The organism is Arsukibacterium perlucidum DSM 18276 (assembly GCF_000382165.1).
Classification (GTDB): Bacteria; Pseudomonadota; Gammaproteobacteria; order Enterobacterales; family Alteromonadaceae; genus Alishewanella; species Alishewanella perlucidum.
This window is the reverse complement of the sequence record NZ_KB907732.1, coordinates 18,004-41,684: the sequence shown is the minus strand read 5'-3', so window position 1 is coordinate 41,684 and position 23,681 is coordinate 18,004. Positions and strand designations below refer to the sequence as shown.

The following is a 23,681-nucleotide window of genomic DNA, read 5'->3' as shown; positions in this document are numbered from 1 at the left end:
AACAGAGCCATTCCCAATACGGCCCATACCATTTGCTCCATAGGCAGCCGACGGGTCCGGATGGTTGATACGCCTGCAATACCAAGTCCTGTCTCAATAAGTGCAGGGTCTAGAACATCCGACAGACTGTCGAAACTAATGGTATGGCTGTTTACTAAAACGGTCTCAAGAGCTTGGCTAATGTGCATAAAAAAGGCCTACAGGGTTTATTCTGTAAGCCTTTATATACCAGCCCTTGGATCGGTCAACCGATCTGAAAAACTCTTATCTGATCGGCATTACGCAGACGCGGCCGTTTTTATTGTCAGCTTTTTATTTAAAACGACCAGGTTACGCCGAGGCTGAAGTTACGTGGTGCGCCATAGTTATATTGTTGGGTTAAACCGTTGTAATAGGTTTCATCAAACAGGTTATGCACGTTCAATTGTACCGAGAATTGCGCGTTAATGTCGTAGCGGGCCATCAGGCTGGCCAGCATAAAGCTGTCCTGTTTTATCTGATAGGTTTGATCGCTCAGTAACAGCGGCAGCACATCACTGTACGATTCACTCTCCCAACTGACGCCTGCGCCCACAGTTAAGCCAGCCAGCGCATCGAAAAACTGGTAGGTGGTGAACAGGTTAAGTTTTTTACGGGGATGGTTAACATTGATATCTGCACCGTTACTGGCTTCAGCTGTAAACTGCGAATAGCCGGCACTGATATTCCAGCTGTCATTAACCCGGCCTATAACTTCCAGTTCAAAGCCTTCACTGGTGGCGCCTTTGGCGGCAAACGACGGGAAAAAATTATTCTCCGGGTCATTATACGCGGCATCGGCCTGAGCTAAATTATCCTGCTCAATCCGGAATAGCGCCAGCGCCGTTTGCACTGCACCGTCCAGATAACTGCTTTTCAGGCCAAGTTCCTGATTACTGCCAATCACCGCATCCAGAAAATCGCCGTTGCGATCATAAGCATTTTGCGGGCTGAAAATTTCGGTGTGGCTGGCGTATAACATATGGTTATCGGTTAACTGATACGTCAGGCCAACATAAGGGACAAACTGGTCGTCGCCAAAATCCTGTACTGCGCCATAGTTGGTGCCGGAACGTTGCCAGTCAGTGTAACGGCCACCGGCAATCAGTTTCAGCTGTTCAGTTATGGCAACGCGGGTTGCGGCATATAAGCCGTGCTGCTCAGTATCTAAATCGACATCTTTAGTCGGGGTGGCTGCCCAGCCGGGTTCGGCGACACTGCCGTCCCAGTTATAGAAATTACCGGTGCCAGGCCATTCTAATGCAGCATACACCAGTACTTCTGACTGCTGTTTACTGTGCAAGGCGCCCAGTACCAGTTCGTGTTCACGACCCAGCAAGCTGTAACTGCCCTGTAGTTGGATATCCAGGCTATCCTGCTTGCTGAAGCCTTCACTGTTGTATGGCCAGGCAATCAGGCCTTCACCAGTATCGATATCAGCGGCACCATAAATGTACAGCAGGCGGGTGTCAGCGGTATTCTTGTTATGGTTGTAGTTGGCTTTTAGCTGCCAGCCGTTATTGAACTGCTTTAACAGGCTGACAAAGTGGTTTTTGCTGGTCGAATCCCAGCGGGTCCAGTTGGCAGCGGTGGTAGTTGCACGGTCCCAGTTAGTTGGCGTGTCGTCACTGAATAACGGCGGCAAGGCACCCCAGGTAGAGGCCGTCGGGTTGTTATCCTGATAGCTGCTGCCAAGGCTAAGCGAGATGCCATGCTCAAAATCGGCATCCACTACCCCGTACAAGACGGTTTTATCTTCTTTTGCTAAATCGCGGAAGCTGTCGCTGTGCTCTTTCTTCGCTACCAGCCGGGCCCGGATATTGCCGTCGCTAGTGAGTGGTGTGCTGATATCAGCAGTGATATGACGCTGATTCCAACTGCCAATACCGCCTTCGACGCTGCCACTTAATTCGCGGGCATTGGCATGCTTGCGTACCAGATTAATTGAAGCTGACGGCTCGCCCACGCCGGTCAGCAGGCCGGTGGCACCGCGTACTACTTCTATCCGCTCATAAATGACAACATCGGTAATGGTTTCACCGGAATCGCCAGCTAAACTCCAGGCCAGCGGCACACCGTCCAGCTGAAATTTATCGATATCAAAACCGCGGGCACTGAAGGTATTGCGGGTGCTGTCAAAGGATTTAGATGTCAACCCCGGCGTTTGCGTTACCGCATCCGCAATTGAACTGATATCTAAATCTTTAATCCGCTGCGCTGTCATCACACTGACTGACTGCGGGGTTTCCAGTAACGTCAGGCCAAGGCCAGTGGCAGTATCAATGGTTTCGTTTACCGTGTACTGACCACGCACGGTAATGGTTTCAATGGTTTTCTCATTGTCATTTTCTGCTACTGCAGCAAAAGTCGCTGTTGGCAGACAAGCCAGCTGGACCGCGATGGCCAGTTTTAATTTATTCATGGTTAACTGCATACTCACCTCCGAAATTGGCGATGATCATACAGTAATGATAACGATTATCAATACCGTTATCATCTGTGATGTTAAATATTATTTCAGGAACAAGTCTGCGCTTGTGTAGTCTCCGGATCTGCGCCGTTCAGGGCAGCTTTTAGCAAACTGATCAGCTTTAACAAAAAGGCTTCATCAGCATCGGCAATACCAATCACTAAACCGCGTTCTGGCTCATTTAAAAAGCAGTAGCGGCTGAATGGCTGCAGTTTAAAGCCGTGCTGGTTCAGGTGCTGGCACAGTGCCACATCGTCGGTGAGCCCCGGCAGTAGCAGGGTTAAGTGCAGGCCGGCGTCCTGGGCCAGTATGCTGCCGGTTGGAAAATGCTGTTGCAGCAATTGCACAGCCAGCAGTTTTTGCTGCTGATAACAGCGGCGCATTTTACGCAGGTGGCGGTTAAAGTGGCCTTCGCTGATAAAGTCGGCCAATACCGCTTGCGGCAGCAACGGAACATCGCCGTGCAGTGCCTGCAAAATGGCGCTGGCTGTGCCAACCAGTTCTGCCGGCAGCACCAGGTAGCCCAGGCGCAGCGCCGGAAACAGGGTTTTACTGAATGAGCCGGCAAACAGTACGCCTTTACCGTCAGCTAATCCCTGTAAGCTGGCAACCGGCCGGTGCCGGTACTGAAACTCGCTGTCGTAGTCATCCTCAACCAGCCAGCATTGCTCGGTGCGGGCCCATTGTAATAAAGCCATGCGCTGACTGAGCGGCAAAATGCCACCACAAGGATATTGATGTGATGGCGTTAAAAACAGCGCTTTGGCATTGCTCTGTAACGGCAGTGCTGTTGGATCTATTCCGGCGGTACCGGCTGCCGGCAGATAAGCAATATCCAGCTCTGCCAGTTGCAGCGCCTGTTTTAATCTGGGGTAGCCTGGTGATTCCATCAATACTTGCTGGCCGCTACGGCCAACAAGTTTGGCGGCGATAAATAGCGCCTGCTGTGCACCAGCCGTGATCAATACGGTGTTTTCATCACAGACCAGTTGTCGTGACTGGCGCAGATACTGCACCAGCGCCTGGCGAAGTGGCAGATAGCCCAGCGGATCGGCCATACCGCATAACACCGTGCGGTTAGCGTGGCGTTGCAGCAGTTGTTGCCATATTCGGAATGGAAAGTGCTGTACATTGGCTACACCCGGCTGCAAGCGGCCGCTATAGCCCGTTGCTTTGGCCGTTAAACCATAATCCTGCGTCGGTAAGTTGGTGCTTGCTGCCACTGAGGTATCGCTGGCGGCAAAAAAGCCGTCTGGCAAGGCCTGAACAATCTGATAGCCCCGCCCCTGCTGCGCCTCAAGATATCCTTCTGCAACCAGTTGCTGCAATGCCTGTTGCACCGTGCTGCGGCTAAGGGCCAGATCGGCGGCCAGTTGCCGCTCTGATGGCAGCAAGGCGCCAGCGGGCCAGCGGCCACTGAGCAATAATTGGCGCACGCTCAGGTACAGCTGCTGATACAGCCCGCCGCTGCCGCTTAACAGCAGCGCATCGGTATTCAGGCGCGGCAAAGGCTAGCCTCTCTGCTCAACTGGTATGCTCCATTTACAAAAACTGGTTATTTATATCAAGCCAGTTTAACGGTGCAATAGCGCTAAACACAATAGAACAAATCCGTACAGGAGATAGCGCTATGCCATTACAGTTTGCCACTGAAACAGATCTTAAAACTGATGAAGCCATCACTTTATATATCGCGTCGGGCATAAAGCGGCCGACCGATCAGCCAGAGCGGATGCAGCGCATGTTGCAGCACGCTAACTTAATTATAACGGCGCGCCACCAGGGCAAACTGGTCGGGCTGGCCCGCTGCCTTACCGATTATAGCTTCGTGGTGTATATCGCTGATTTACTGGTGGATAAAGCCTGGCAGCAACAGGGCATAGGTGCCAGGCTGCTGGCAGAAGTGCAGCGGGTTACTGGGCCACAGGTGCAACAGCTGCTGCTAAGTGTGCCCACGGCGATGGCTTATTACCCGCAACAGGGTTTTAGCCCGCTGACCAATGCCTTTGCTATTGGCCGTAAAGAATAGCGTAAGGAGTAACCTATGCTGTATTGTCCGCCCAACATGGCCTTCCCGGATAAAGCCAGCCTGCACGATTTTATTGCGCAGCATAGTTTTGGCTGCCTGATCAGTACGCCGTTCTTTTGTAGCCATTTGCCGTGGTTATTACAGCGCGATGCAGCGGAGCATGGCGTGCTCTATGGCCATATTGCCAGGCAAAACCCACATTGGCGCCAACTTAATCAGCAGCCGGTGCTTATTACGTTTAGCGGCCCGCACGCCTATATTTCGCCATGCTGGTACCAAAGCGACCAAGCGGTACCCACCTGGAACTACGCGGTAGCGCAGGTGTTGGGCCAGGCAGAATTGCTGGATGATGCGACAACCATGGCGCATTTAGCACAGCAGGTGGCTAAGTATGAGCCTGATGTAGCCGCAGCGATGGTGAAAATGCCGCATCCATATCAGCAAAAACTGGCAGCTGGGATTGTCGGGGTAAAAGTGACTATTACCGAGCTTAGCGGCAAGCTTAAGCTGGGCCAGCACAGAAGTGTTGCCGATCAGCAGGGCGTGTTTGCCGCACTTAGCAATAGCCCCCAGCCTGCCGCCCAGGCACTGGCGGCATTGATGCAGCAGTTACAATTAGGGGCAGGTGTCAGCTGAGCCTGTAACTAAGGCTGATAGTCAGGCAAAACTCAGCACCAGGCTGATGATTACCCCGGTAACGACCAGCTGCAGCAGACAAAACCCCATAATATCTTTGGCTTTTAAACCGGCAATGGCCAGTACCGGCAAGGCCCAGAATGGCTGAATAAGGTTAGTCCAGGCATCGCCCCACGCGACTGCCATCGCAACCCGGCTAACATCGGCACCTAACTCCAGCGCGGCCGGTAACATAATCGGCGCCTGCACTGCCCACTGGCCGCCCCCCGAGGGCACAAAAATATTGACGATACCGGCACTGATAAAGCTCCAGAACGCCAGGGTTTCAGCAGTAGCAAAGCTGACAAACCACTGCGACAGACTTTGTGCCAGCCCGGACTGCACCATCATGGCCATAATGCCGGCATAAAACGGAAACTGAATCACAATGCCGGCGCCGCCCTGCATAGCCTGCTGCAGGCTGTGCAGCAAGCGCCGTGGTGTGCCATGCAGCACAATGGCCAAAAATAAAAACAGGAAATTGACAATATTCAGGTTCAGGCCGCCGCCTTTGACAAAATACTGAATTAAATAGCCAAGGCCGGCAAAACCTACCAGCAACGCCAGTAACAGGCTATTTTCCAGTTTATCTGCAGGCCTGTCGGTGTCGCTAGCGGGCAAGGGGTGCTGTTGCAGTTTGGCCGGGTCGACATACATGCTGTCGGCTGCCTTGGGTAGCATCAGATAATTGACCAGTGGGATGGCGACAAACAGTATTGCCAGCAACAACAGGTTAAAACCGGAAAAAATGGTGCTGCTGGTGCTGATAACCCCGATAATTGACTCAGTAAAATGACCAGGGGTGGCGATAATAAGCGGTATTGAACCCGCCAGGCCACCATGCCAGACAATAAAACCAGAGTAAGCACTCGCCACCAGTAAGCGATAATCAACTTTAACTTTGCGCGCCAGTGCTTTGGCAAATAGCGCCCCTACCACTAAACCAAAACCCCAGTTCAGCCAGCTGGCAGCTAACGATACCACCGTCACCAGCACAATAGCCTGCCCGGCCGATTTAGCCCGTCCGGCCAACCGGTTCAGTATGGCATTAACCAGTGGCGTACTGGCCAGCATAAAGCCGGTAACCAGTACCAGCAGCATCTGCATAGAAAAGCTCAGCAGCCCCCAGAAACCATCGCCCCAAATTTGTAAAACCTGCAACGGTGACTGCTGCTCAAATATTACAGCGGCTGCAAAAACCACTATGCTTAGCAATAACACAAAGATAAAAGGATCCGGCAGGTAACGGTCAACCAGTTTTACCAGGGGTTTAGCGGCGGCATTTAGCATAGGAGGCTCGTTATTATTATGTGTTTGGACATTCAGCATGGCTGACTTTATTGGCGGCAGCCAGTATCAGGCTACCTTAGCCCGATTAGCCAATAAACTGCAATCCGACCTGATAAATGGGCGGCTTGCGGTTGTGGGTATTAGTGGCGCTCAGGGCACTGGCAAAAGTACCTTAGCCAGCGCCCTGGTAAAGTTACTCAGCTCGCAGGGTATGACAGCAGCAACAGTATCGCTGGACGACTATTATTTAAGTAAAACCCATCGCCAGCAACTGGCGCACACGGTTCATCCGTTACTGGCTCAGCGTGGTGTGCCCGGCACCCATAATATTCAGCAGGCTGTTAGTGATGCTCACGCGGTGCTGGCAGGCGAGGCAGTTGCCCTGCCTCGTTTCGATAAAGCCCTGGATGAACCGGCTGCACCCTTGCCGGCACAACAGCTGGATATATTAATTGTTGAAGGCTGGTGTCTGGGGGTTCTGCCGCAGTCCACGGCTGAACTGACGCAAGCGATAAATCAGCTGGAGGCTTCACAAGATAGCGAGGGTTACTGGCGGCAGTATGTTAACACTCAGCTGGCAGGGGCTTATGCTGACTTATGGCGCTTAATGAAACCGCTAATCTGGCTTAAAGCACCTGACTGGGACTGCGTTTGTCTCTGGCGTGCCAAACAAGAACAACAACTGTGGCAACAACGCGGTCGCGGCATGACTGAAACAGAGCTAGCGCGATTTATGCTACCGTTTCAGCGCTTAACACTAGCCAGCTGGCAACAGTTACCCGTTATCGCCAGCCATATTGTGCTGTTGGATCAGCTACAAAGGCCCACTTTACTGGCTGCTGATTAACTGCAGCACCGGTTGTAAGGTACGACCGAAGTGAATTTATAAGGTGGTTTGCTGGCGGGGAGCGAGCTGCAACTCGTTGCATTGATATCAGTCATCGTCATCAATGATGTGTCGTTGTTTATTTTGCTTACCATGGCACTCAGTATTAGCCGTTTAACCGGCATCCGGTCGATTATTTTTCTGGTGCTAACGGTGTTTTTGCTTAGTTTAGGCCTTGGCATGTTAATTTTGTAAATTTTAATTGAACCTTACCACACATTGCAGTCAAATATGCCAGCCTATGGCACAGCCGTTTTGTGACTAAAGCCTGGGTTACAACATTCATCACTTTCTGCTGTTGCATCAAACTCTTGAGATGATGAATTTTTTTACTGTATTGTTTAATAAGGATTTTAAATGAAGTTAGTTTTACCCTTTGCGCTTTTCGTCTGTGTAAATGCCGTTGCAGCAGAACCATTTTCTTCAGAGCTCACCTTTAGCCATTTTAATAACAACTATGAATATTATGGTTTTAGCAGTAACAATTTGGGTTACCGTTATTATCTAAGCGAAAATAGCACTGAGCAAAACCTGCCTTATGCTGCCTTGGAGCAATTTGGGCGGCGCAGTTCAGTGGCAATTAATTATTTGAGTTCAGATTTAGACCAAACCTTTTGGTATGAGCCACAATCCCTAAACGCTTGGAATATTGGCGGCATCTATCAGTCAACCGAACATGATTGGCATTTGTCACTGGAACACTTACGGTTAAATAAATCCTCAAGTCATAAAACCAGTTTCATTGCCGGTTATTATATTCAGCCTGGTTGGCTGGTAAAACTGCATTTGCAACATGAAGACGTAGAAAGCCGTGGCAGCTATCAGCATTTTGGTGTCAGTTCAGAAAAAATCTGGGCGTTTGACTCAGGGAGTTTTTTAAACTTTAGCGCAAGCTATTTCAATAACAAAGGGCTTCGTAATGATAGCCTGGCTCTGGCATTAGACTATTATTTTAATTCAGCGCTATCTGTTGGCGTTTTTATTAACGAAAAAACGCCGGAAGACTATTTAGTCAGTGTCGATCGTGTCGGCGTTCGCAGTAGCTGGTTTGTTACACCACAATTGCAATTAAAAGCCGGAATAGGGCTTGAAGATGTATCAGACTCGGAGTATGCCTGGGATCTGGGGGTAAGCTGGCGTTTTTAACCTAATCAACCACAACCGACACAGGTGCTGTGGTTGATTAAGTTGATAGTGCCACGCGGCTTCGCGGCACTATCATTATTCGCTTTGTTGAAAATCCTCTGTCAGCCTTGTCAGCTGCACAAGCTCAGCGGTTTTTTGTCGCACTTTTTGCTGCAGTCGGTACATGGCAAATAAGCACAGAGGCGAGACGATCAGGCTGTAAAACATTAACAGGCTGCCTGATGCTGTAGCCGGTTGCCACCAGCGTAATAGCCAAAGCGCGACAGTAAACAGCAGCAGAGCAACGCAACTAAGCTGGGTATAGCGATAGTAGCGCAAGCTTAGCTGACAGGCCCGACGGCGAAATTGCAGCAGGCCGCTGCTACTCCAGTTATCATACGCCAAGATTGGCCGGTGCACCTGCCAGCTGATATACACGGTGCTCACAGCTCCCAGCCCCAAAAATGCAGCCGCCAAATAACCCAGAGCATCTGGCATAGTTAATACCAACCAACAGGCCGCTGCGACCATTACCAGCGCACCGAGCCACTCGGCATACATCAGCAGCTTTTGCTCGCGCTGGCGCTGGCTGGCCTGGGCTAAATCGGCCGCACTGGGCGGCGTGTCTTCAACCACAGGTTGTTGCTGCCAGCTTTTCGCCAATGCAGCAAAATCAAAATTATCGGCCATCTTGCATTAACTCCATCAATTCTGTTTTGGCTCGGTTTAGCCGCACCCGCACTGCACCGTGGCTGATCTGCAGAATGTCGGCGATCTCCGGCGCATCTAAATCTTCCATCGCCAGCAGAATGACCTGCCGGTTAGCCGGCGATAAACACCGTACCGCTTGCATCAGCTGCTGGCTTTGTTGCTGCTCACCTAGCTGCTCTGACGGGCAATCATCCAGCAGCTGGTGCTGTATCTCCTCATCCAGCGACTGCCACTTATGGCGCTGCGCCCGGGCAATATGGTCTACCGTCACGTTGTGCACAATGCGAAACAGGTAAGCACGCGGCATCTCTGCTGCTTTTAGCCTGTCTGCCGCCTGGTGCAGCGCCAGAAAAATATCCTGTTTTAAATCCTGCCGCGCCGCCGGGTCGGCTTCATTGGCCAACAGCGCACGGCTAATAGCGCCCTGATGCTGTTGCCACAGCTGCAATACAAAATCGATCGCGCTTTGCGCGCTATTGGGTTCTGTTGTCAAACTAAGCTGCCTTGCTATTAAATTTTTTGGTCTGCATTACGCCGCTTTTTTACCGCGCCTGCCTGTTAAGTCTGGTTGTCGCTGCCAAGTGTTACACAAAAAAATAAAAAAATAATCTGTAACAGCTAACAAATAATCAATGACTTAACTGATGACAACATTAAAACAACGAGGATATGCAAATGGAAACTTTACAACAGTTGATAACACCCTTTACCACAGCCTGGTATCAGGCAGACAGCCACCAGCTGATATCGTTTGGCATTTTTTTTGCGGCGCTGTGGCTGATTGCCGCAGTGGTAGAAGCTGCGATAAAAAAAGCAACCAAGGAGAACTAACATATGGAAACCGTAAATCAATTTATCGCCACCTTTAGCAGTGCCTGGCAACAAGCTGACATGTTGTTTTTATTAGGTTTTGGTTTGTTCTTTTTAACGGTGTGGTTTTTGCCCAGTCTGCTGGCGCTGGCGTTTAACCGCCAGCATTTGGGTAAAATTGCACTGCTGAATATTCCGGCTGGCTTTTCCTGGGTTGCCTGGCTGGCGTTGCTGGTGTGGGCCATTACCGGCAAACTCAGTAATAGGCTGGCCGCTAAAGCCCGGTTAAAACCGGTGCTTTAATGGCCAGTGGTAAACTATAACGCCACACTATTACCTTCGTTTAAAATCAGCAGCGGCAACTGGCTATTCAGTTGCTGCTGCATGTGTAATAACCGTAGCAATGGCGAGTAAGGGTTGACAGCGTCCCGCTACTGCCATAGCTGCAATAAGAAATTGATAGCGCTTTGCGTGTTGTTGGGCTCTGTTATCAAACGATGCTGCCCTGCTATTTAGTGTTTGTTTGAGTGACGCAGTTTTTACCGCGCTCACCTGTTAAGTCTGGGCAATGGTGCCAAGTGTTACATAAAAAAATAAAAAAATAATCTGTAACACCTGAAGAAAATTCAAAGACTTAATCAGCAAACATCCAAAAAAGCAGCAGGAGCATTACTTTGAAAATACTAAATTTAAAAAAATCATTACTGGCCTGTCTGGTGGCGGGATTGTCATCGCAGCAGGTGCAGGCAGATAACGAACCTACTGTGCAGCAAGACAGCGTGCTGTACCACAATGCCACTTTACTTAATCCGGCCACTGAGCAACAGCTTAACGATGGTTGGTTGCTGATAAAAGATGGACGCATTGTGCAAATAGGCCAACAGCAACAGGCTGATGCCAGCTTACCCGCAGCGGCAAAGCAGATTGATTTACAGGATCAGTATGTATTGCCGGGTCTTATTGATGTGCATTTGCATCTGACCGCCGGTCCAATCAGGGTTGAGATGCAAGATGGCAACCCTGTGATTACCATGAAAGGCCATAGCGAACTGACGCGTTATCATGCCATTAGTACCCTAGCCACTGGGGTGACCACAGCGTTTAGCCCGGCTGGCGAGCCAGCAGCTAATGCCGAATATGCCAAACAGCAACAAGCCGGTAATTGGCCAGGTCCAAAGTTCAGTTATGCCGGTTTTGTATTTGAGCCAACGCCAATCCTGGGTGGTTCAGTGTATCCAAAGAATGAAGCTGAGTGGCAGGAAGAAATCGCCAGCCAAAAAGCCATGGGTGCTCAGTATATAAAACTTTATCAAGGCCTGACGAAAGATGAAGTGGCTATGGGGAATCGGTTAGCCAAAGCCGCCGGACTAAAAACGGTGGCGCACCTTGATAATGTAAGCTGGCAATATGCGGCAGACCTTGGCGTCGATATATTAACCCACGCCTTACCAACCAGTGCAGAGTTATTAACGGGCACGGCCAGAGAGGCTTATCTGGCTGAGCGCAAAAACCCTCATAACGCCCGGTTTACCTACAGTTGGTTTAAGCATGCCGACTATGACAGCGCTCCTGTGCAGCAGCTGATAAAAACACTGGCCGGCCAGCAAACACGAATCGATTTAACCCTGGTCGCCAACGAAATGATTTACTTCGCCCGTGAGCTGGAAACCTTATATCCGGAACCAGATATGACGGTGTTTCACCCGGAAATAAGAAAACGTTGGCGCGCGAGCTTACAGGCGCCCAGTTATGACTGGACAGCCGAAGACTTTGCCAGTGCGCAGCAGCAATTACCCAAAGTTCAGCAATTATTTAAACGTTTATATGACGCCGGTGTGCCATTGGCAATTGGTACCGACAGTGTGGCCAGCGGGCCGTTTTATCTACGTGAGTTACAACTTAGCCAGGGCGCTGGCCTGACCAACTGGCAGGTATTACAACTTGCCACCAATGGCGGCGCGCATCACCTCGGGTTAAATGACCACGGCCAGCTTAAGGCCGGTTATGTTGCCGATTTTATTGTCCTGACAGCCAATCCGCTGGAGGAGCTCGCAGCTTTGAATACCGTGCATACCGTGGTACAGCAAGGCACGACCTGGCAAGTCGACGAACTAAAAGCACGACTAGCTTCGCTGACTGATATTGAACTTTAACCACAACGCTTTACAAACAGATTAATAAACAACGAGGAAATAAAAAATGGATTCAGCCGCAACTAAGTTATAGCGATACGCTATCACCCTCATTTAAAATCAGCAGCGGCACCTGGCTATCCAGTTGCTGCTGCATATGCAGTAAACGCAGCAGCGGGCTGTGTGAACTATGATGCTGCCGGCTTAACGATTTTAAGCCGGCATAGCTAAAATAATAGTTCTGCTAAACGTTACTCAGTGAGCTTTGGCAGAATCTTTGTGTAGATCACGCAGTTTCTGTTCCAGTTTTTCAATTTTTTCCTGCGCCTGCTCCCGGTAACGGGTTAGCCGTTCAATGGTGGCCGTAGCATTACTTTTAACAAAGCTGACTTGTTCTTCCAACTGTTGTTTTTGTTTGGTCCAGCCGTTCTTATCGACCAGCATCTGCTGCATTTGATCACGTTGTTGCTGTAATTCATCCCGCAGTTGCTTAATGGTTTCCCGTTGTTCGGCTTGATGGTTGGCAGTTATTGAGCTTTGCTCTTTCATCATATTATTACTGGCGCGCAGCTGATCGACCAGTTGTTGTAAATCGGGTTGATCACTACCTTTTTCACTTTGCGCTTGTTGCAGGTGGTCAATTTGCTGCTGCAGTTCGCTGACCAGGTTACGTTGTGAGTCAGCTTCCTGCTGGGCCGCTTCGCGTTCGGCTTTCAGGCTTTCTAACGCCGCTTTGTGATCAGCTACCAACTGTTGTTGAGCAGCCAATGCAGCTTCCAGTTCAGCGTTATTATCCGGTTGTTGTTTACTCTGTAATTTTGCCAGTTGCTTTTGCTCAATGGCAACCTGATCCAGCGCAGCATCACGTTCTTCTTGCAGGCTGGCTTGCAGTGCTTCCAATTCGGCAACTTGCTGTAAAGCCTGATCGCGCTCTGCAATAATTGCAGCTTGCTGGCCACTGTCTGCACTGGCTTGGCCGCTTTCCTGTTGTGCCTGTTGCAGCTGATCGAGCTGCGATTGCAAGCGACGGCTTTGCGCCACAGCCTGCATTTCAGTTTTAGTTGCTTGCTGTAGTTTGTTTTCAAACTCACTCAGCATGGTTTGCAGTTCAACAATTTCATTGTTGCTATGTTGCTGCTCAGCCGCAAATTTTTTGGCTGCAACCTGCAATTTCTCTAACTCTTGCAGTTGCTGCTTATTCAGCTGCTGTTGATCCAGTAGTTTTTGTTCTAACGCCAGGGCATTCGTTAGCTTGTCCTGTAAAGCCTGTTGTTCTGAGCTTGCCGCGGCAAGCTGGTTTTGTAATTCGGCCAGCTGCTGGCTATGTTGTTCACTTTGTTGCTGCAATTGCTGTTGCAGCTGCTCGTTAGTTTGCTGCAGGGCTTTTAGTTCATCTGCAGCTTTTGCAACAGCCTGCTCACTGGCGGCCAGTTTAGTATTGGTATCTGTAAGCTGTTGTTGCAATTGCTCTAGCTGCTGCTGGCTTTTTTGTAGCTCATTCGCCGCTTTTTCAACTTCTTTTTGCAGCTGTTGCTCGCTTTGTTGCCGTTCAGTAGCGGCTATTTCCAGCTCTTTGTGCAGCTGATCAAGCTGCATCTTATGTTGTTCCTGAATTTGTTTTGACTCAGCCAGCTCTTGCTGCTGACTTTTCGCATGCTGCAATGCCTGGTCACGCTCATCTTTTACGGCACTATATTTCTCTGCCTGGACGGCAAGTTGCTGCTGCTGATGGGCCAGACTGACCTCAAGCTCTGAGCGCTTTTGCTGAAGCTGTTCAAGATCTTTCTGAATTTGTTGATTATGATCTGCTGCCTGCACTTCGGCCTGGATAGCCTGAGCTAATTGCTCTTTTAATTGTTCCAGTTGTTTATTGGCGTGCTGCTGGGCTTCGCGCTGAAAGGCCGTGACAAAATCTTCACTAAAGGCTGTTTCGGCAGCGGTTGGTGTGCGGGTAGCTTGTTCATTACGCCATTTCTGATAATGCACAACCAGACTGGCCTGAGCCCCGGATACTTTCGCCAACAGATAATCGAGCGACACCGGTTTGCCAGCTTGCTGCAATTCGTCACAGATCTTTTTGACTTCACTATATTGGGTCATAGTTATACATCCGATTCACTACTTTGATTTTGCAGAACAACTTTAAACAGCACAAGAAGCATACTGTAGTCGTTTTTGACTAAAAACTAAATTTTTATCACATAATTTTTGCATTTATCTGCTACACCTACTAAATTAACTGTTAATTTATACAGTGTAGGTGGCTGCAATGATTCTCTATATCGCTGAAAAACCCAGTATGGCACGGGCTATTGCTGCTGCCTTACCGAAACCCCAGCAAAAAGATTCTGGTTGCATCCGTCTTGCCAATGGCGATGTTATCAGTTGGTGTATTGGCCATTTACTGGAGCAAGCTGAACCACAGGATTACAATCCTGATTATAAACGCTGGCAGGCAGAGCATCTACCTATTATTCCCGGGCAGTGGCAGTTAAAAGCAAGAAAGTCTGCACAGCAGCAGCTGAATATTTTACAGAAGCTTATCAAGCAGGCCGACCAACTGATACATGCAGGAGATCCCGACAGGGAAGGCCAGTTGCTGGTAGATGAAGTGATAGCCTGGTGTAAGGTTCCTAAAAGTAAACTCGATAATGTTAAGCGCTTATTAATCAATGATTTGAATCCTGCGGCTATCCGCCAGGCATTAAAACAGCTGCAACCGAATAAAAATTTTGTGCCATTGTCCACTTCTGCGCTGGCCCGCAGCCGTGCCGATTGGTTGTACGGCATAAATATGACCCGGGCCTATACTTTGCGTGGTCAGGTGGCCGGATATCAGGGAGTATTGTCAGTAGGGCGGGTGCAAACACCTTTGTTAGGGCTGGTAGTTCGGCGTGATGCAGAGATAACCGATTTTAACAGCACAACTTATTATCAGGTGCAGGCAGAGCTGACAACACAGGCCGGCGCCACCTTTTCTGCATTGTGGCAGCCAAGCAGCGCCTGCGAGCCTTATCAGGATAGTGAGGGACGGATAGTGTTGCGGGCATTGGCGGTTAAAGTTCAGCAGGCGATTAAAAACCAGCCTGCGCTGATCACTAACCTGCAACAGCAGGATAAAAAGCAGCATGCGCCACTACCTTATAGCTTGTCGGCACTGCAGATTGACGCGGCCAGAGCTTATGGGTTCAGTGCGCAGCAAGTATTAGACAGTTGTCAGCAACTGTATGAGCGGCATAAATTAATTACCTATCCGCGGTCGGATTGTCGCTACCTGCCCACAGCGCACTTTACTGAAGCTGGTAAAGTGGGCCCGGCAATCATTGCAAATACTCCAGGGCTTGCAGCTGCGTTGGCTGGCGCAAACCTGCAGCTGAAAAGTAAAGCCTGGGATGACAGCAAAGTGCAGGCGCACCATGCCATTATTCCAACGGCTAAAACGCTGTCGGCCAACCGGCTTAGCGCCACGGAGCAAAAGCTTTACGATCTGATTGCCCGCCAGTATTTGATGCAATTTTATCCTGCCTGCTGTTATACCGATAGCAAAGCAGAGCTGCAAATTGGCGGCGGTTGCTTTGTGGCGAAGGCCCGCCAGCAAATATCCGCTGGTTGGAAAGCGCTGCTACCCGCAGCCGGAAATAAGCAGCATAGCAGCAAGTCAGACGCTGCCGGGGATGATCTTCCGTTACAACATGCCCTGCCAGAGCTTAAAGTGGGGCAGCAGCTATTATGCTACGACAGCCAGTTACTGGAAAAGCAAACTCAGCCACCTGCTCCATTTACCGATGCCAGCCTGCTGAGTGCCATGACCGGCATTGCCCGTTATGTGCAGGATCCGCAAATTAAACGGATCTTAAAAGACACCGATGGCCTCGGCACCGAGGCCACGCGCTCCGGCATTATCGAGTTGTTGTTTAAACGGAATTTTTTACAACGGCAGGGCAAACAAATCCGGGCTACAATCGCTGGCAAAGCCCTGATAGCGGCATTACCGCCTGAAGCATCACTGCCCGATATGACAGCACGCTGGGAGGCGGCTTTAAATGATATTTGCCAGCGTCAGCAAAGCTATCATGCGTTTATGCACCCGTTGACAGCCAGTTTGCAGCAGTTGATCAGCCAGGCTGGCGCAGTAATTCCACAGGGGCTGGGCAGTGGTCAGCAGAAAAAGTGGACCAGACAAGCCGTTAAAAAGCGGCCCGCAGCAAACAACACTAATCCTAAAAAAAGAGCGGATGCTACTGCTGGCAAACGTCGGCCTTATCGCAGTAAAACAACACCAGAACAAGGCGCTGCATTAGCGGCCAATACCGCGACAACTGTATGAATTAGTTAAGAAGTGTAATAGCGCTGGTAAGCGTCGCTAATGCTGATTATGCTCACGGCACTATTTTAACAGTGCGTTCCGGAGAAAACTTTGCATAAGCCAACATTTGTTTCAACTTTGGTTGCTGGCGCGATGTTGCTGGTCAGCCAACAGGCCTTAGCTACCATTGTGCAGGTAAAAACCAGCCTGGGTGATTTTGAGGTTAACTTATTTGATGAGACCACGCCGGTAACGGTGCAGAACTTTCTAAGTTATGTAAACAATGGCCGGTATAACGGGACGGTTATTCATCGCTCAGTACCGGGCTTTATTATTCAGGGCGGAGGCTTTCGTTTTATTGACCAGCTGCCGTTAACCCCCATTCAAACTAATGCAGCTATTATCAACGAGCCAAAGCTTTCTAACGTGCGGGCGACCATCGCCATGGCTAAGGTACCCGGCAACCCGAATAGTGCGACCAGCCAGTGGTTTATTAACCTGGCAGATAACAGCGCCGGCAGCCCGAAACTGGATATTGTTGAAGGTGCCTACACGGTTTTTGGCCAGATCAATGCCACCGATATGGAAGTGGTCATGGCGATTGCCAATTTGCCAACTTACACTTTCAATGGCATTCAGGGATTACCGCTGAGAAATTACACTGCTACGGATTATGCCAATAATGCGCCGCTTAGTAACGCTAATATGGTTACCGTTGAGAGTATTACGGTAGTTGATGCCAGGCCAAACAGTGCAGCAGGTTTAAACCCTAAACCCAATACCCTGCTACCAGAGCCAGAGAGTAGTAGTGGTAGCAGCAGTTTTAGCTGGCTATTGCTGGGGGCTTTATTATGGTGGCGGTGCCGCCAGCGCTAACAAGCCCTCTGCCCTGAAGTGGCAAAAGCAGGCGTGGCAAGGTTGGTCACGCCTTTTAGTTCTAATTCTTCTTTAAAAACCGTTATTTATATCAAATCAATCTTTTTAGCTACCATAAAGTTTTTAATCCTCGCCTACACTTGAATAATTGTGCTACTAATTATGCAAAAATAAGCTATTCAATTTTAGAAGGTGACACAAATGATAGTGTTAGTGGGTGGTGAAAAAGGTGGCAGCGGCAAAAGTTGTCTGGCACAGAACATAGCCGTTTATTTTTCCCGGGAAAAACAGGCCAATGTTATGCTGGTCGACTGTGACCCGCAGCGCACGACTTCAGACTGGGTACAGGAAAGGCATATGGATGCCAGTCTGCCCTGGATTAACTGCGTCCAAATGTACGGTAAAATCCGCTATGAATTGAAAAGTCTGGAATCGCATTACGACGTAGTGGTGGTTGACTGTGGTGGCCAGGACAGCGTAGCGCTTCGTTCGGCTATGGTAGTTGCCAGCCATGTGCTGTTTCCGCTGCGGCCAAAGCGGCGCGATTTAAAAACGCTGGAACACCTCGAAGATCTGGTAAGCGCCTGTAATATCGTTAACCCCGACATGATCGTGGGTTGCGTAATGACCCAATGTCCGTCGTTACCCAATCAGGCTCCACGGATCATCGATGCCAAAGACGTCTGTAAATCATTTAATATCCGGGTACTGGAAAATATTACCTATAGTCGGAATATTTATGATGACAGCGAAGAAAAAGGCTTGTCGGTGATGGATGTTGATGCTGATGGCAAAGCCTCCAGCGAAATCAGGGCAATTATCGAAGAACTCCTGGCAATGAAGGCGATACAAGAAGATGGCGCTGAGCGACCTGAAGAAAAAGTGTTTGCAGTCAAATAAACCAGCCTTTACCGCTGAAGAGTTTATTGACGATGCAAATAATTATGCGCTGGGGCTGCCGCGTATTGTCAGCTTGCGCAAACAATTACCTGAAGAAGACGATACCACCCGCCTGCCGATGCGCCACGCTACATTTACGCTGAGCGAAGAAGCTATAGCAGCGCTAAATGATCTCAGTGAGTTAACCGGTGAAGCTAAGTCAAAATTGATACGCCGCCTGATCCTGCGCGCGACTCAGGCCGTGCAGCTGGAACTGACGCAACTGCCTGCGACAAAAAATAAAACCGGCTCTGACTAGGCCGGTTTTATAAGTGCTTAGGTAAGTGCTTTATTTTGCTAAAAACGCATACGCGATAATAAATGCGGTTTCCTGAAACCCTTTTAAACCGGTATCTTTAAAATCAACCGGTAGTGGATGTTGTTTTAGTTTTTCTTTAATCGCATTGCCTGACAAAATCTGGCTGGGGCAACTGTTAATAAGCTGAATAGCCGCTTCAATTTTAAAGCCAACTGCGCCGCCGGCAAATTTGCCTTTCTGCGGCCGTTCTTTAATCACTAACTGTTCGATTTTGTAGTCTTCAACTAACTTTGCCAGATTAAACTGAAATTTCTGCAGGCTTTCTGCGTCTTTGTCGTTACTTAATGCCAACCTGGTTTGCCGGCATTCAGGTAAGTCGAATAAGCCGTCTTTTAAGGTCATCAGACATAGAATAGCTTCACTGCCTTTAATTTCAATTCCACATACACGCATAATAATACTCAATAATTTTGTGCCCGGGTTAAGGGCTGGTCAGGGCTTCTAACTGGCTGTCAATAATGCTGCAGCTTTTTCGTAAAGGCTCGCCAAATAAAATAGGGTTGAAGTCACGATTTACACAATAGCGTTGGTGAAAAACCAGCAGACTTTGTTTCGACTCTGCAGCTTTACTTAACTGTTGTTGCTGGCCTTCGCCCCAATCTGCGGTCAGTTCTTTAAATTGCTTTTGGATATACCGCATTGCCTGTTCGTCGGACATTTTTCCTGAGCTTGGTGCCTTGTCCAGGATCAGGCCGTAAATCTGATCGCGGTAAGGTCTGAGCAACTCATGATCTGAGAAAGTCAGGAGCAGTAAAACAATAACAGCCAGCCAAAAAAACTTTTTCATCTGATAGCGCACCTCTAAAATCGCATCCCTCATTGTAAAGTATTTTTGGCAAAGGCGCATCTGCTGCTCTGTGGCTTATTTTATATCAAATATTCTGGCGCCAAGGCTGTTATACTTGCCACAGTGCAGCAGCTGGTAAGAGGTAGCAGTGGATAACAACCGTATCGATATAAAGAATATACCGGTTAAGGTAGAAACCTATAAACCGGAGCAACCAAACCAGACCAAATATGCCTCACGTGACCGAATTTATGTCCGCTCTGTTAAGGGCCTGCATCAGAGTTTGCGCCGTAATATGGGTTTTATCTTCATGGCGCTGTTTATGCTGTTGCCATGGATCCAGTACAACGGTAGTCAGGCCATTCTACTGAATATTGGTGAGCAGAAATTTAATATATTCGCCCTTACTCTGTGGCCACAGGATTTTACTATTCTGGCCTGGATTTTTGTGATTGCGGCCTATGCCTTATTTTTTGTGACCGCCTTCTATGGCCGGGTGTGGTGTGGCTACCTTTGTCCGCAATCGGTGTGGACTTTTATATTTATGTGGTTTGAAGAAAAAATTCAGGGCAGCCGTAACCAGCGCATGACTCTGGATCAGGCTCCCTGGTCGGCGTCGAAATTTGCCAAAAAAGCCCTGACCCATTTCTGCTGGCTGGCCTTTGCGTTATTAACGTCCCTGATATTTGTCGGCTATTTTACCCCGGTCGGTCCGCTTTTTATTGAATTCTTCACCTTTCAGGCCGGCTTCTGGGCAGTGATCTCAGTGCTGTTTTTTGCTGCCTGTACTTATGGCAACGCCGGTTGGATGCGGGAAATTATGTGCACCCACATTTGCCCTTACGCCCGTTTTCAGTCAGCAATGTTCGACAAAGACACCTTTACTGTGACTTATGATGAAAAGCGCGGCGAAACCCGCGGCCCACGCAGTCGTAAGGATAAAGACTACAAAGAAAAGGGGCTGGGTGATTGTATCGACTGTAACCTGTGTGTGCATGTCTGCCCAACTGGTATTGATATCCGCAACGGCCTGCAGTACGAATGTATTAACTGTGGTGCCTGTATAGATGCCTGTGATGACACTATGGCGAAAATGGGCTATCCACCAGGCTTAATAAGTTACACCACAGAGCACAGTTTAAACGGCAAACCTACCAAGGTCTTGCGGCCTAAACTGGTGGGATATTTTGTGATTTTGTTGCTGGTATGCGCTGCGTTTGCCACCAACCTGTACCTGCGTAAACCGCTGGAGCTGGATATTATTCGCGACCGTGGTGCCCTGTATCGGGAAACTCCGGAAGGGTTAATTGAAAACACCTACACCCTGCGCATTATTAATAAATCGCAACAGGCCAGAAATTACCAGTTAGCGGTTACCGGTATTAAGGGTTTAACCTGGCTTGGCCCGACTGAAGTAACTATTGCCGGCGGTGACAATCTGAATGTGCCGGTTAGTCTGGCACTGGACCCATACAATGCAGCTAAACCAGTCTTGGATATTGAGTTCAGTGTTACTGAGTTATCGGACGATGGCTATAAAGTAAGCCAGGGGAATAAATTTTTTGCCGGCCGTTAACAGTGAAGTAATCAGCCGGTTTGATTTTGCCACTCTGGGGCCTGAACTGATATTAGATGCGCTGCTGCAACTGGGGTTGGATGTCAGTAGTGGCTTACTGGCGCTGAACAGCTATGAGAACCGGGTGTATCAGTTTACTGCTTACCCTGACCACAGCCTGCAGCCGCAAAAGTATGTGGTTAAGTTTTACCGGCCTGAGCGCTGGAGCCCGCAGCAAATTCAGGAAGAGCATGACTTTGCGTTTGAGCTGGCCGACGCTGATATCCCGATGGTGGCGCCGTTACGTTTTAACGGTAATAGCTTGTTGCAGTATCAGGGCTACTATTTTGCGGTATTCCCGAGCCGGGGTGGCCGCACACTGGAAGTAGATAACGACGAGCAACTGGCGATGTTAGGCCGATTTTTAGGCCGGATGCATCAGGTTGGGGCTAAAAAACCGTTCAGCAGCCGGCCGACCTTCAGTGTCGACAGCCACCTGTTGCAAAGCCAGCAGGTTCTGGCAAAACTGCAGCTTATTCCTGATTATATGCGACCGGCATTTGACACCGTACTGCAGCAGGTAATAGCTGAAGCCAGCCGTCAGTATCAGCCCGGCCGGCAAATCCGCTTACATGGCGATTGTCACGCGGGTAATCTGTTTTATGTAGACCAGGGGCCGTTTTTTGTTGACCTGGACGATTGCCGCACCGGGCCGGCTATCCAGGATATCTGGATGATGCTGTCTGGTGATCAGCAGGAACAACGGCTCACCCTGGAGCTGATGCTGGACGAATATGAACAATACTGTGATTTCGATCCTGCGGAACTAAAACTGATCGAGCCACTCAGAGCAATGCGTATAGTGCATTATATGGCCTGGCTGGCGCGACGCTGGCAGGATCAGGCCTTTGTGCAGAGTTTTCCCTGGTTTGCCACCGATAAATACTGGGAGCAACAATGTCTGGTGTTAAAAGAGCAGCTGGCATTATTGCAACAACCGCCGTTATCACTGGTGCCAGGCTACTGACAATTTGCTAAGCTAGTGGCTGAGTTCGCCCGATTAAGGAAGTAAGATAAGATGAAAAAGCTGTTATCACTGTGTTTGTTTGCGCTGTTATTGCCACTGGCGGTAAGCGCTAATTCAAAATTTGTCGAAGGTAAGCATTATCAGGTGATAGCAGAGCAAGCGTCTGCAAAACCTGTGGTCAAAGAATACTTTTCATTCTATTGCGGCGGTTGTTATGGGTTTGAGCCGGTAGCGCAAAGCCTGGCTAAAAAGTTACCGGATGGCACCGAGTTTAAGAAAGTACACGTCGACTTTATCCGTGCCGCCTCACCTGAAATTCAGAATATGTTGGCCCGTGCCTATCTGGTAGGTAAAAATATGGGTAAAGGCGACCAGATTGCGATGGCTATCTTTAACCAGATCCACCGCAGCCGGGTGCCGTTCGTTAACGAAGATGATGTGCGCAGCCTGATGCTGATCAACGATATTGAAGCCGAAGAATACGAAAAAGCGATGCGCAGTTTTTCGGTGCGTGGTGCTGCCAGTCAGATGAAAAAAGAGCAAACTGAACTGTCAGAAAGCCGGGTATTAAGCTCAGTACCGATGCTGGTAGTTAACGACAAATACAAAATTATTAACGAAGCGCTGAACCAGCGTAATCTGGAAAACGAGTTGCAGGAGCTTATCAGCTACCTGTTACAGAAAGACGCTTAATTTCAAAACGTTAGTTAAAGATAATTGTTGTTGAAAAATACTGTCGTTGCAAAGAAGTAAGATAAAAAGGGCTGGAATTTCCAGCCCTTTTTATATTTAACGCGGCACCTCTATCCGTTGCTTAACGTATTTCAGCTGCGCCACTATGGTAAAGGTCATAATAACCAGCAGTGACCATGAGCTCCATTTTCCTATATGTACCACCGACCAGGCGCCCAGCTGGTTCGGATAACTCCACAGCCCCATCAAGGTACTGATATTTTCGGCCAGCCAGATAAAAAAACCTACCAGCACAAATCCCAGTAATAGTGGCATGCTGCGTTCACGGTCCAGCGGGGTAAAATACACCACGGTGCGGGCGTAAAGCCCCAGCGTCGCAGCGGCAATATACCAGCGATAATCGCCGATAAAGTGATGAGTAAAAAAGTTAGCGTAAATCAGCAACGCTACCAGCACCGCCATCCAGTAGGGCGGATGATGCACCACCCGCTGCTGTAATAAACGCCAGCTCTGAATAATGTAGCTGCCAACAGCGGCATACATAAAACCGGCAAATAACGGTACGCCAAACACTTTGCTGTAAGCGAAGTCAGGGTAGCTCCACGATTGAATCGCCCCTGAGGTTTTAAACACCTCCAGCGCAAAGCCAACCAGATGAAACATACAAACCGCTTTTAACTCATCGACCGTTTCCAGCTTACTCCATACCATCCAGTACTGAATAAGCAGTGCCAGAATTAACAAAACATCATAGCGCGGTATGCCAAACAGGCCGGTGCGCGGAACCAGTAATACCGACGCGAAAAATAAACCAACAAACAGGCAAGCCCTTGCCTGCTTCAGACCAAAAAACCAGAACTCCCAGCAAAACCGTTGCAGTCCTGCGGTATGCTGCGGTGGTGCAGCTTGCATCAGCCAGTTATCCAGCCGGTTGACGGCAGAAGTTGTAAAAGATGACATATTCAAATCAGTCCGGGATAGCGTGATAAACTAAGCTAACCTGCCGCAAGCCTGCAGACAAGGTTAATGCAAC

The 23,681-nt window shown here is 49.2% G+C and carries 24 protein-coding genes; 14 read left to right on the top strand and 10 right to left on the bottom strand.

Going from position 1 to position 23,681, the window contains the following annotated elements; all coding sequences use genetic code 11:
- From H141_RS21245 to pdxR, 3 genes are all read right to left on the bottom strand, one after another.
- The coding region (locus tag H141_RS21245; RefSeq protein WP_019674993.1) for a transposase domain-containing protein at positions 1 to 188 on the bottom strand (188 nt) is incomplete at its 3' end.
- Between the two features lie 128 nt (positions 189 to 316).
- Entirely contained in the window at positions 317 to 2,440 is a 2,124-nt protein-coding gene (locus H141_RS0117340; RefSeq protein ID WP_026349534.1) for a TonB-dependent siderophore receptor, read from the bottom strand.
- A gap of 95 nt (positions 2,441 to 2,535) precedes the next feature.
- Positions 2,536 to 3,996 carry a MocR-like pyridoxine biosynthesis transcription factor PdxR gene (gene pdxR, locus H141_RS0117335; protein WP_019677556.1) on the bottom strand — a complete coding sequence of 487 codons (1,461 nt, stop codon included), beginning with the start codon at positions 3,994 to 3,996 and terminating at the stop codon, positions 2,536 to 2,538.
- A gap of 122 nt (positions 3,997 to 4,118) precedes the next feature.
- Here pdxR and H141_RS0117330 point away from each other — a divergent pair, with 122 nt between their 5' ends.
- Both H141_RS0117330 and H141_RS0117325 read left to right on the top strand, forming a co-directional pair.
- Complete coding sequence (locus tag H141_RS0117330) at positions 4,119 to 4,517, top strand: GNAT family N-acetyltransferase (RefSeq protein WP_019677555.1); 399 nt, start codon at positions 4,119 to 4,121, stop codon at positions 4,515 to 4,517.
- A gap of 15 nt (positions 4,518 to 4,532) precedes the next feature.
- Positions 4,533 to 5,153, top strand: coding sequence for an FMN-binding negative transcriptional regulator (locus H141_RS0117325; RefSeq protein ID WP_019677554.1), 621 nt, complete (start codon positions 4,533 to 4,535; stop codon positions 5,151 to 5,153).
- 21 nt (positions 5,154 to 5,174) lie between these two features.
- On the opposite strand, the gene H141_RS0117320 is transcribed toward H141_RS0117325, so the two are convergent.
- Positions 5,175 to 6,482: a short-chain fatty acid transporter gene (locus H141_RS0117320; protein WP_026349532.1), complete on the bottom strand. Its 1,308-nt coding sequence runs from the start codon at positions 6,480 to 6,482 to the stop codon at positions 5,175 to 5,177.
- Positions 6,483 to 6,519: 37 nt separating this feature from the next.
- On the opposite strand from H141_RS0117320, the gene H141_RS0117315 reads away from it, so the two are divergent.
- Entirely contained in the window at positions 6,520 to 7,329 is an 810-nt protein-coding gene (locus H141_RS0117315) for a hypothetical protein (RefSeq protein WP_019677552.1), read from the top strand.
- A 396-nt stretch (positions 7,330 to 7,725) separates the two neighbouring features.
- Positions 7,726 to 8,514, top strand: a complete 789-nt coding sequence (locus tag H141_RS0117305; protein ID WP_019677550.1) for a putative porin — start codon at positions 7,726 to 7,728, stop codon at positions 8,512 to 8,514.
- A gap of 75 nt (positions 8,515 to 8,589) precedes the next feature.
- Here H141_RS0117305 and H141_RS0117300 read toward each other — a convergent pair whose 3' ends face one another.
- Entirely contained in the window at positions 8,590 to 9,183 is a 594-nt protein-coding gene (locus H141_RS0117300; protein ID WP_019677549.1) for a hypothetical protein, read from the bottom strand.
- Positions 9,173 to 9,697, bottom strand: coding sequence for an RNA polymerase sigma factor (locus tag H141_RS0117295; RefSeq protein ID WP_019677548.1), 525 nt, complete (start codon positions 9,695 to 9,697; stop codon positions 9,173 to 9,175). Before H141_RS0117295 ends, H141_RS0117300 begins: the two co-directional genes overlap by 11 nt.
- A 182-nt stretch (positions 9,698 to 9,879) precedes the next feature.
- Here H141_RS0117295 and H141_RS21675 point away from each other — a divergent pair, with 182 nt between their 5' ends.
- The 3 genes from H141_RS21675 (at position 9,880) to H141_RS0117275 (ending at position 12,167) form a co-directional block, all read left to right on the top strand.
- The gene (locus H141_RS21675; RefSeq protein ID WP_019677547.1) at positions 9,880 to 10,035 is read left to right on the top strand and encodes a hypothetical protein; all 156 of its coding nucleotides are present in this window, start codon (positions 9,880 to 9,882) and stop codon (positions 10,033 to 10,035) included.
- 3 nt (positions 10,036 to 10,038) lie between these two features.
- Positions 10,039 to 10,317, top strand: coding sequence for a superinfection immunity protein (locus tag H141_RS0117285; RefSeq protein ID WP_019677546.1), 279 nt, complete (start codon positions 10,039 to 10,041; stop codon positions 10,315 to 10,317).
- Positions 10,318 to 10,688: 371 nt separating this feature from the next.
- On the top strand, positions 10,689 to 12,167 hold the full coding sequence (locus H141_RS0117275; protein ID WP_019677545.1) for an amidohydrolase family protein: 1,479 nt from the start codon (positions 10,689 to 10,691) through the stop codon (positions 12,165 to 12,167).
- A gap of 234 nt (positions 12,168 to 12,401) precedes the next feature.
- Here H141_RS0117275 and H141_RS0117270 read toward each other — a convergent pair whose 3' ends face one another.
- Entirely contained in the window at positions 12,402 to 14,246 is a 1,845-nt protein-coding gene (locus H141_RS0117270) for a coiled-coil domain-containing protein (RefSeq protein ID WP_019677544.1), read from the bottom strand.
- A gap of 169 nt (positions 14,247 to 14,415) precedes the next feature.
- On the opposite strand from H141_RS0117270, the gene H141_RS0117265 reads away from it, so the two are divergent.
- The 4 genes from H141_RS0117265 (at position 14,416) to H141_RS0117250 (ending at position 18,526) form a co-directional block, all read left to right on the top strand.
- Complete coding sequence (locus H141_RS0117265) at positions 14,416 to 16,473, top strand: DNA topoisomerase III (RefSeq protein ID WP_019677543.1); 2,058 nt, start codon at positions 14,416 to 14,418, stop codon at positions 16,471 to 16,473.
- A 90-nt stretch (positions 16,474 to 16,563) separates the two neighbouring features.
- Positions 16,564 to 17,328, top strand: coding sequence for a peptidylprolyl isomerase (locus H141_RS0117260; RefSeq protein ID WP_019677542.1), 765 nt, complete (start codon positions 16,564 to 16,566; stop codon positions 17,326 to 17,328).
- Between the two features lie 201 nt (positions 17,329 to 17,529).
- Positions 17,530 to 18,228 (top strand): nucleotide-binding protein, encoded by a 699-nt coding sequence (locus tag H141_RS0117255; RefSeq protein ID WP_019677541.1) that lies wholly within the window; start codon positions 17,530 to 17,532, stop codon positions 18,226 to 18,228.
- Complete coding sequence (locus tag H141_RS0117250; RefSeq protein WP_019677540.1) at positions 18,215 to 18,526, top strand: globin family protein; 312 nt, start codon at positions 18,215 to 18,217, stop codon at positions 18,524 to 18,526. Before H141_RS0117255 ends, H141_RS0117250 begins: the two co-directional genes overlap by 14 nt.
- Positions 18,527 to 18,556: 30 nt before the next feature.
- Here H141_RS0117250 and H141_RS0117245 read toward each other — a convergent pair whose 3' ends face one another.
- Entirely contained in the window at positions 18,557 to 18,979 is a 423-nt protein-coding gene (locus tag H141_RS0117245) for a DUF3010 family protein (protein ID WP_019677539.1), read from the bottom strand.
- A 28-nt stretch (positions 18,980 to 19,007) separates the two neighbouring features.
- Positions 19,008 to 19,373 carry a hypothetical protein gene (locus H141_RS0117240; RefSeq protein WP_033425633.1) on the bottom strand — a complete coding sequence of 122 codons (366 nt, stop codon included), beginning with the start codon at positions 19,371 to 19,373 and terminating at the stop codon, positions 19,008 to 19,010.
- A 148-nt stretch (positions 19,374 to 19,521) separates the two neighbouring features.
- Between H141_RS0117240 and ccoG the strand changes: the two genes are divergently transcribed.
- The 3 genes from ccoG to H141_RS0117225 are packed head-to-tail and all read left to right on the top strand — an operon-like array spanning position 19,522 to position 22,648.
- Positions 19,522 to 20,949 (top strand): cytochrome c oxidase accessory protein CcoG, encoded by a 1,428-nt coding sequence (gene ccoG, locus H141_RS0117235; protein ID WP_019677537.1) that lies wholly within the window; start codon positions 19,522 to 19,524, stop codon positions 20,947 to 20,949.
- On the top strand, positions 20,936 to 21,955 hold the full coding sequence (locus H141_RS0117230) for a serine/threonine protein kinase (RefSeq protein ID WP_019677536.1): 1,020 nt from the start codon (positions 20,936 to 20,938) through the stop codon (positions 21,953 to 21,955). Before ccoG ends, H141_RS0117230 begins: the two co-directional genes overlap by 14 nt.
- A gap of 51 nt (positions 21,956 to 22,006) precedes the next feature.
- Positions 22,007 to 22,648 (top strand): thiol:disulfide interchange protein DsbA/DsbL, encoded by a 642-nt coding sequence (locus H141_RS0117225; protein ID WP_019677535.1) that lies wholly within the window; start codon positions 22,007 to 22,009, stop codon positions 22,646 to 22,648.
- A 96-nt stretch (positions 22,649 to 22,744) separates the two neighbouring features.
- Here H141_RS0117225 and H141_RS0117220 read toward each other — a convergent pair whose 3' ends face one another.
- A complete protein-coding gene (locus H141_RS0117220) occupies positions 22,745 to 23,608 on the bottom strand; it encodes a DUF817 domain-containing protein (RefSeq protein WP_019677534.1) in 864 nt (287 codons plus the stop codon).
- Between the last annotated feature and the right edge of the window lie 73 nt (positions 23,609 to 23,681).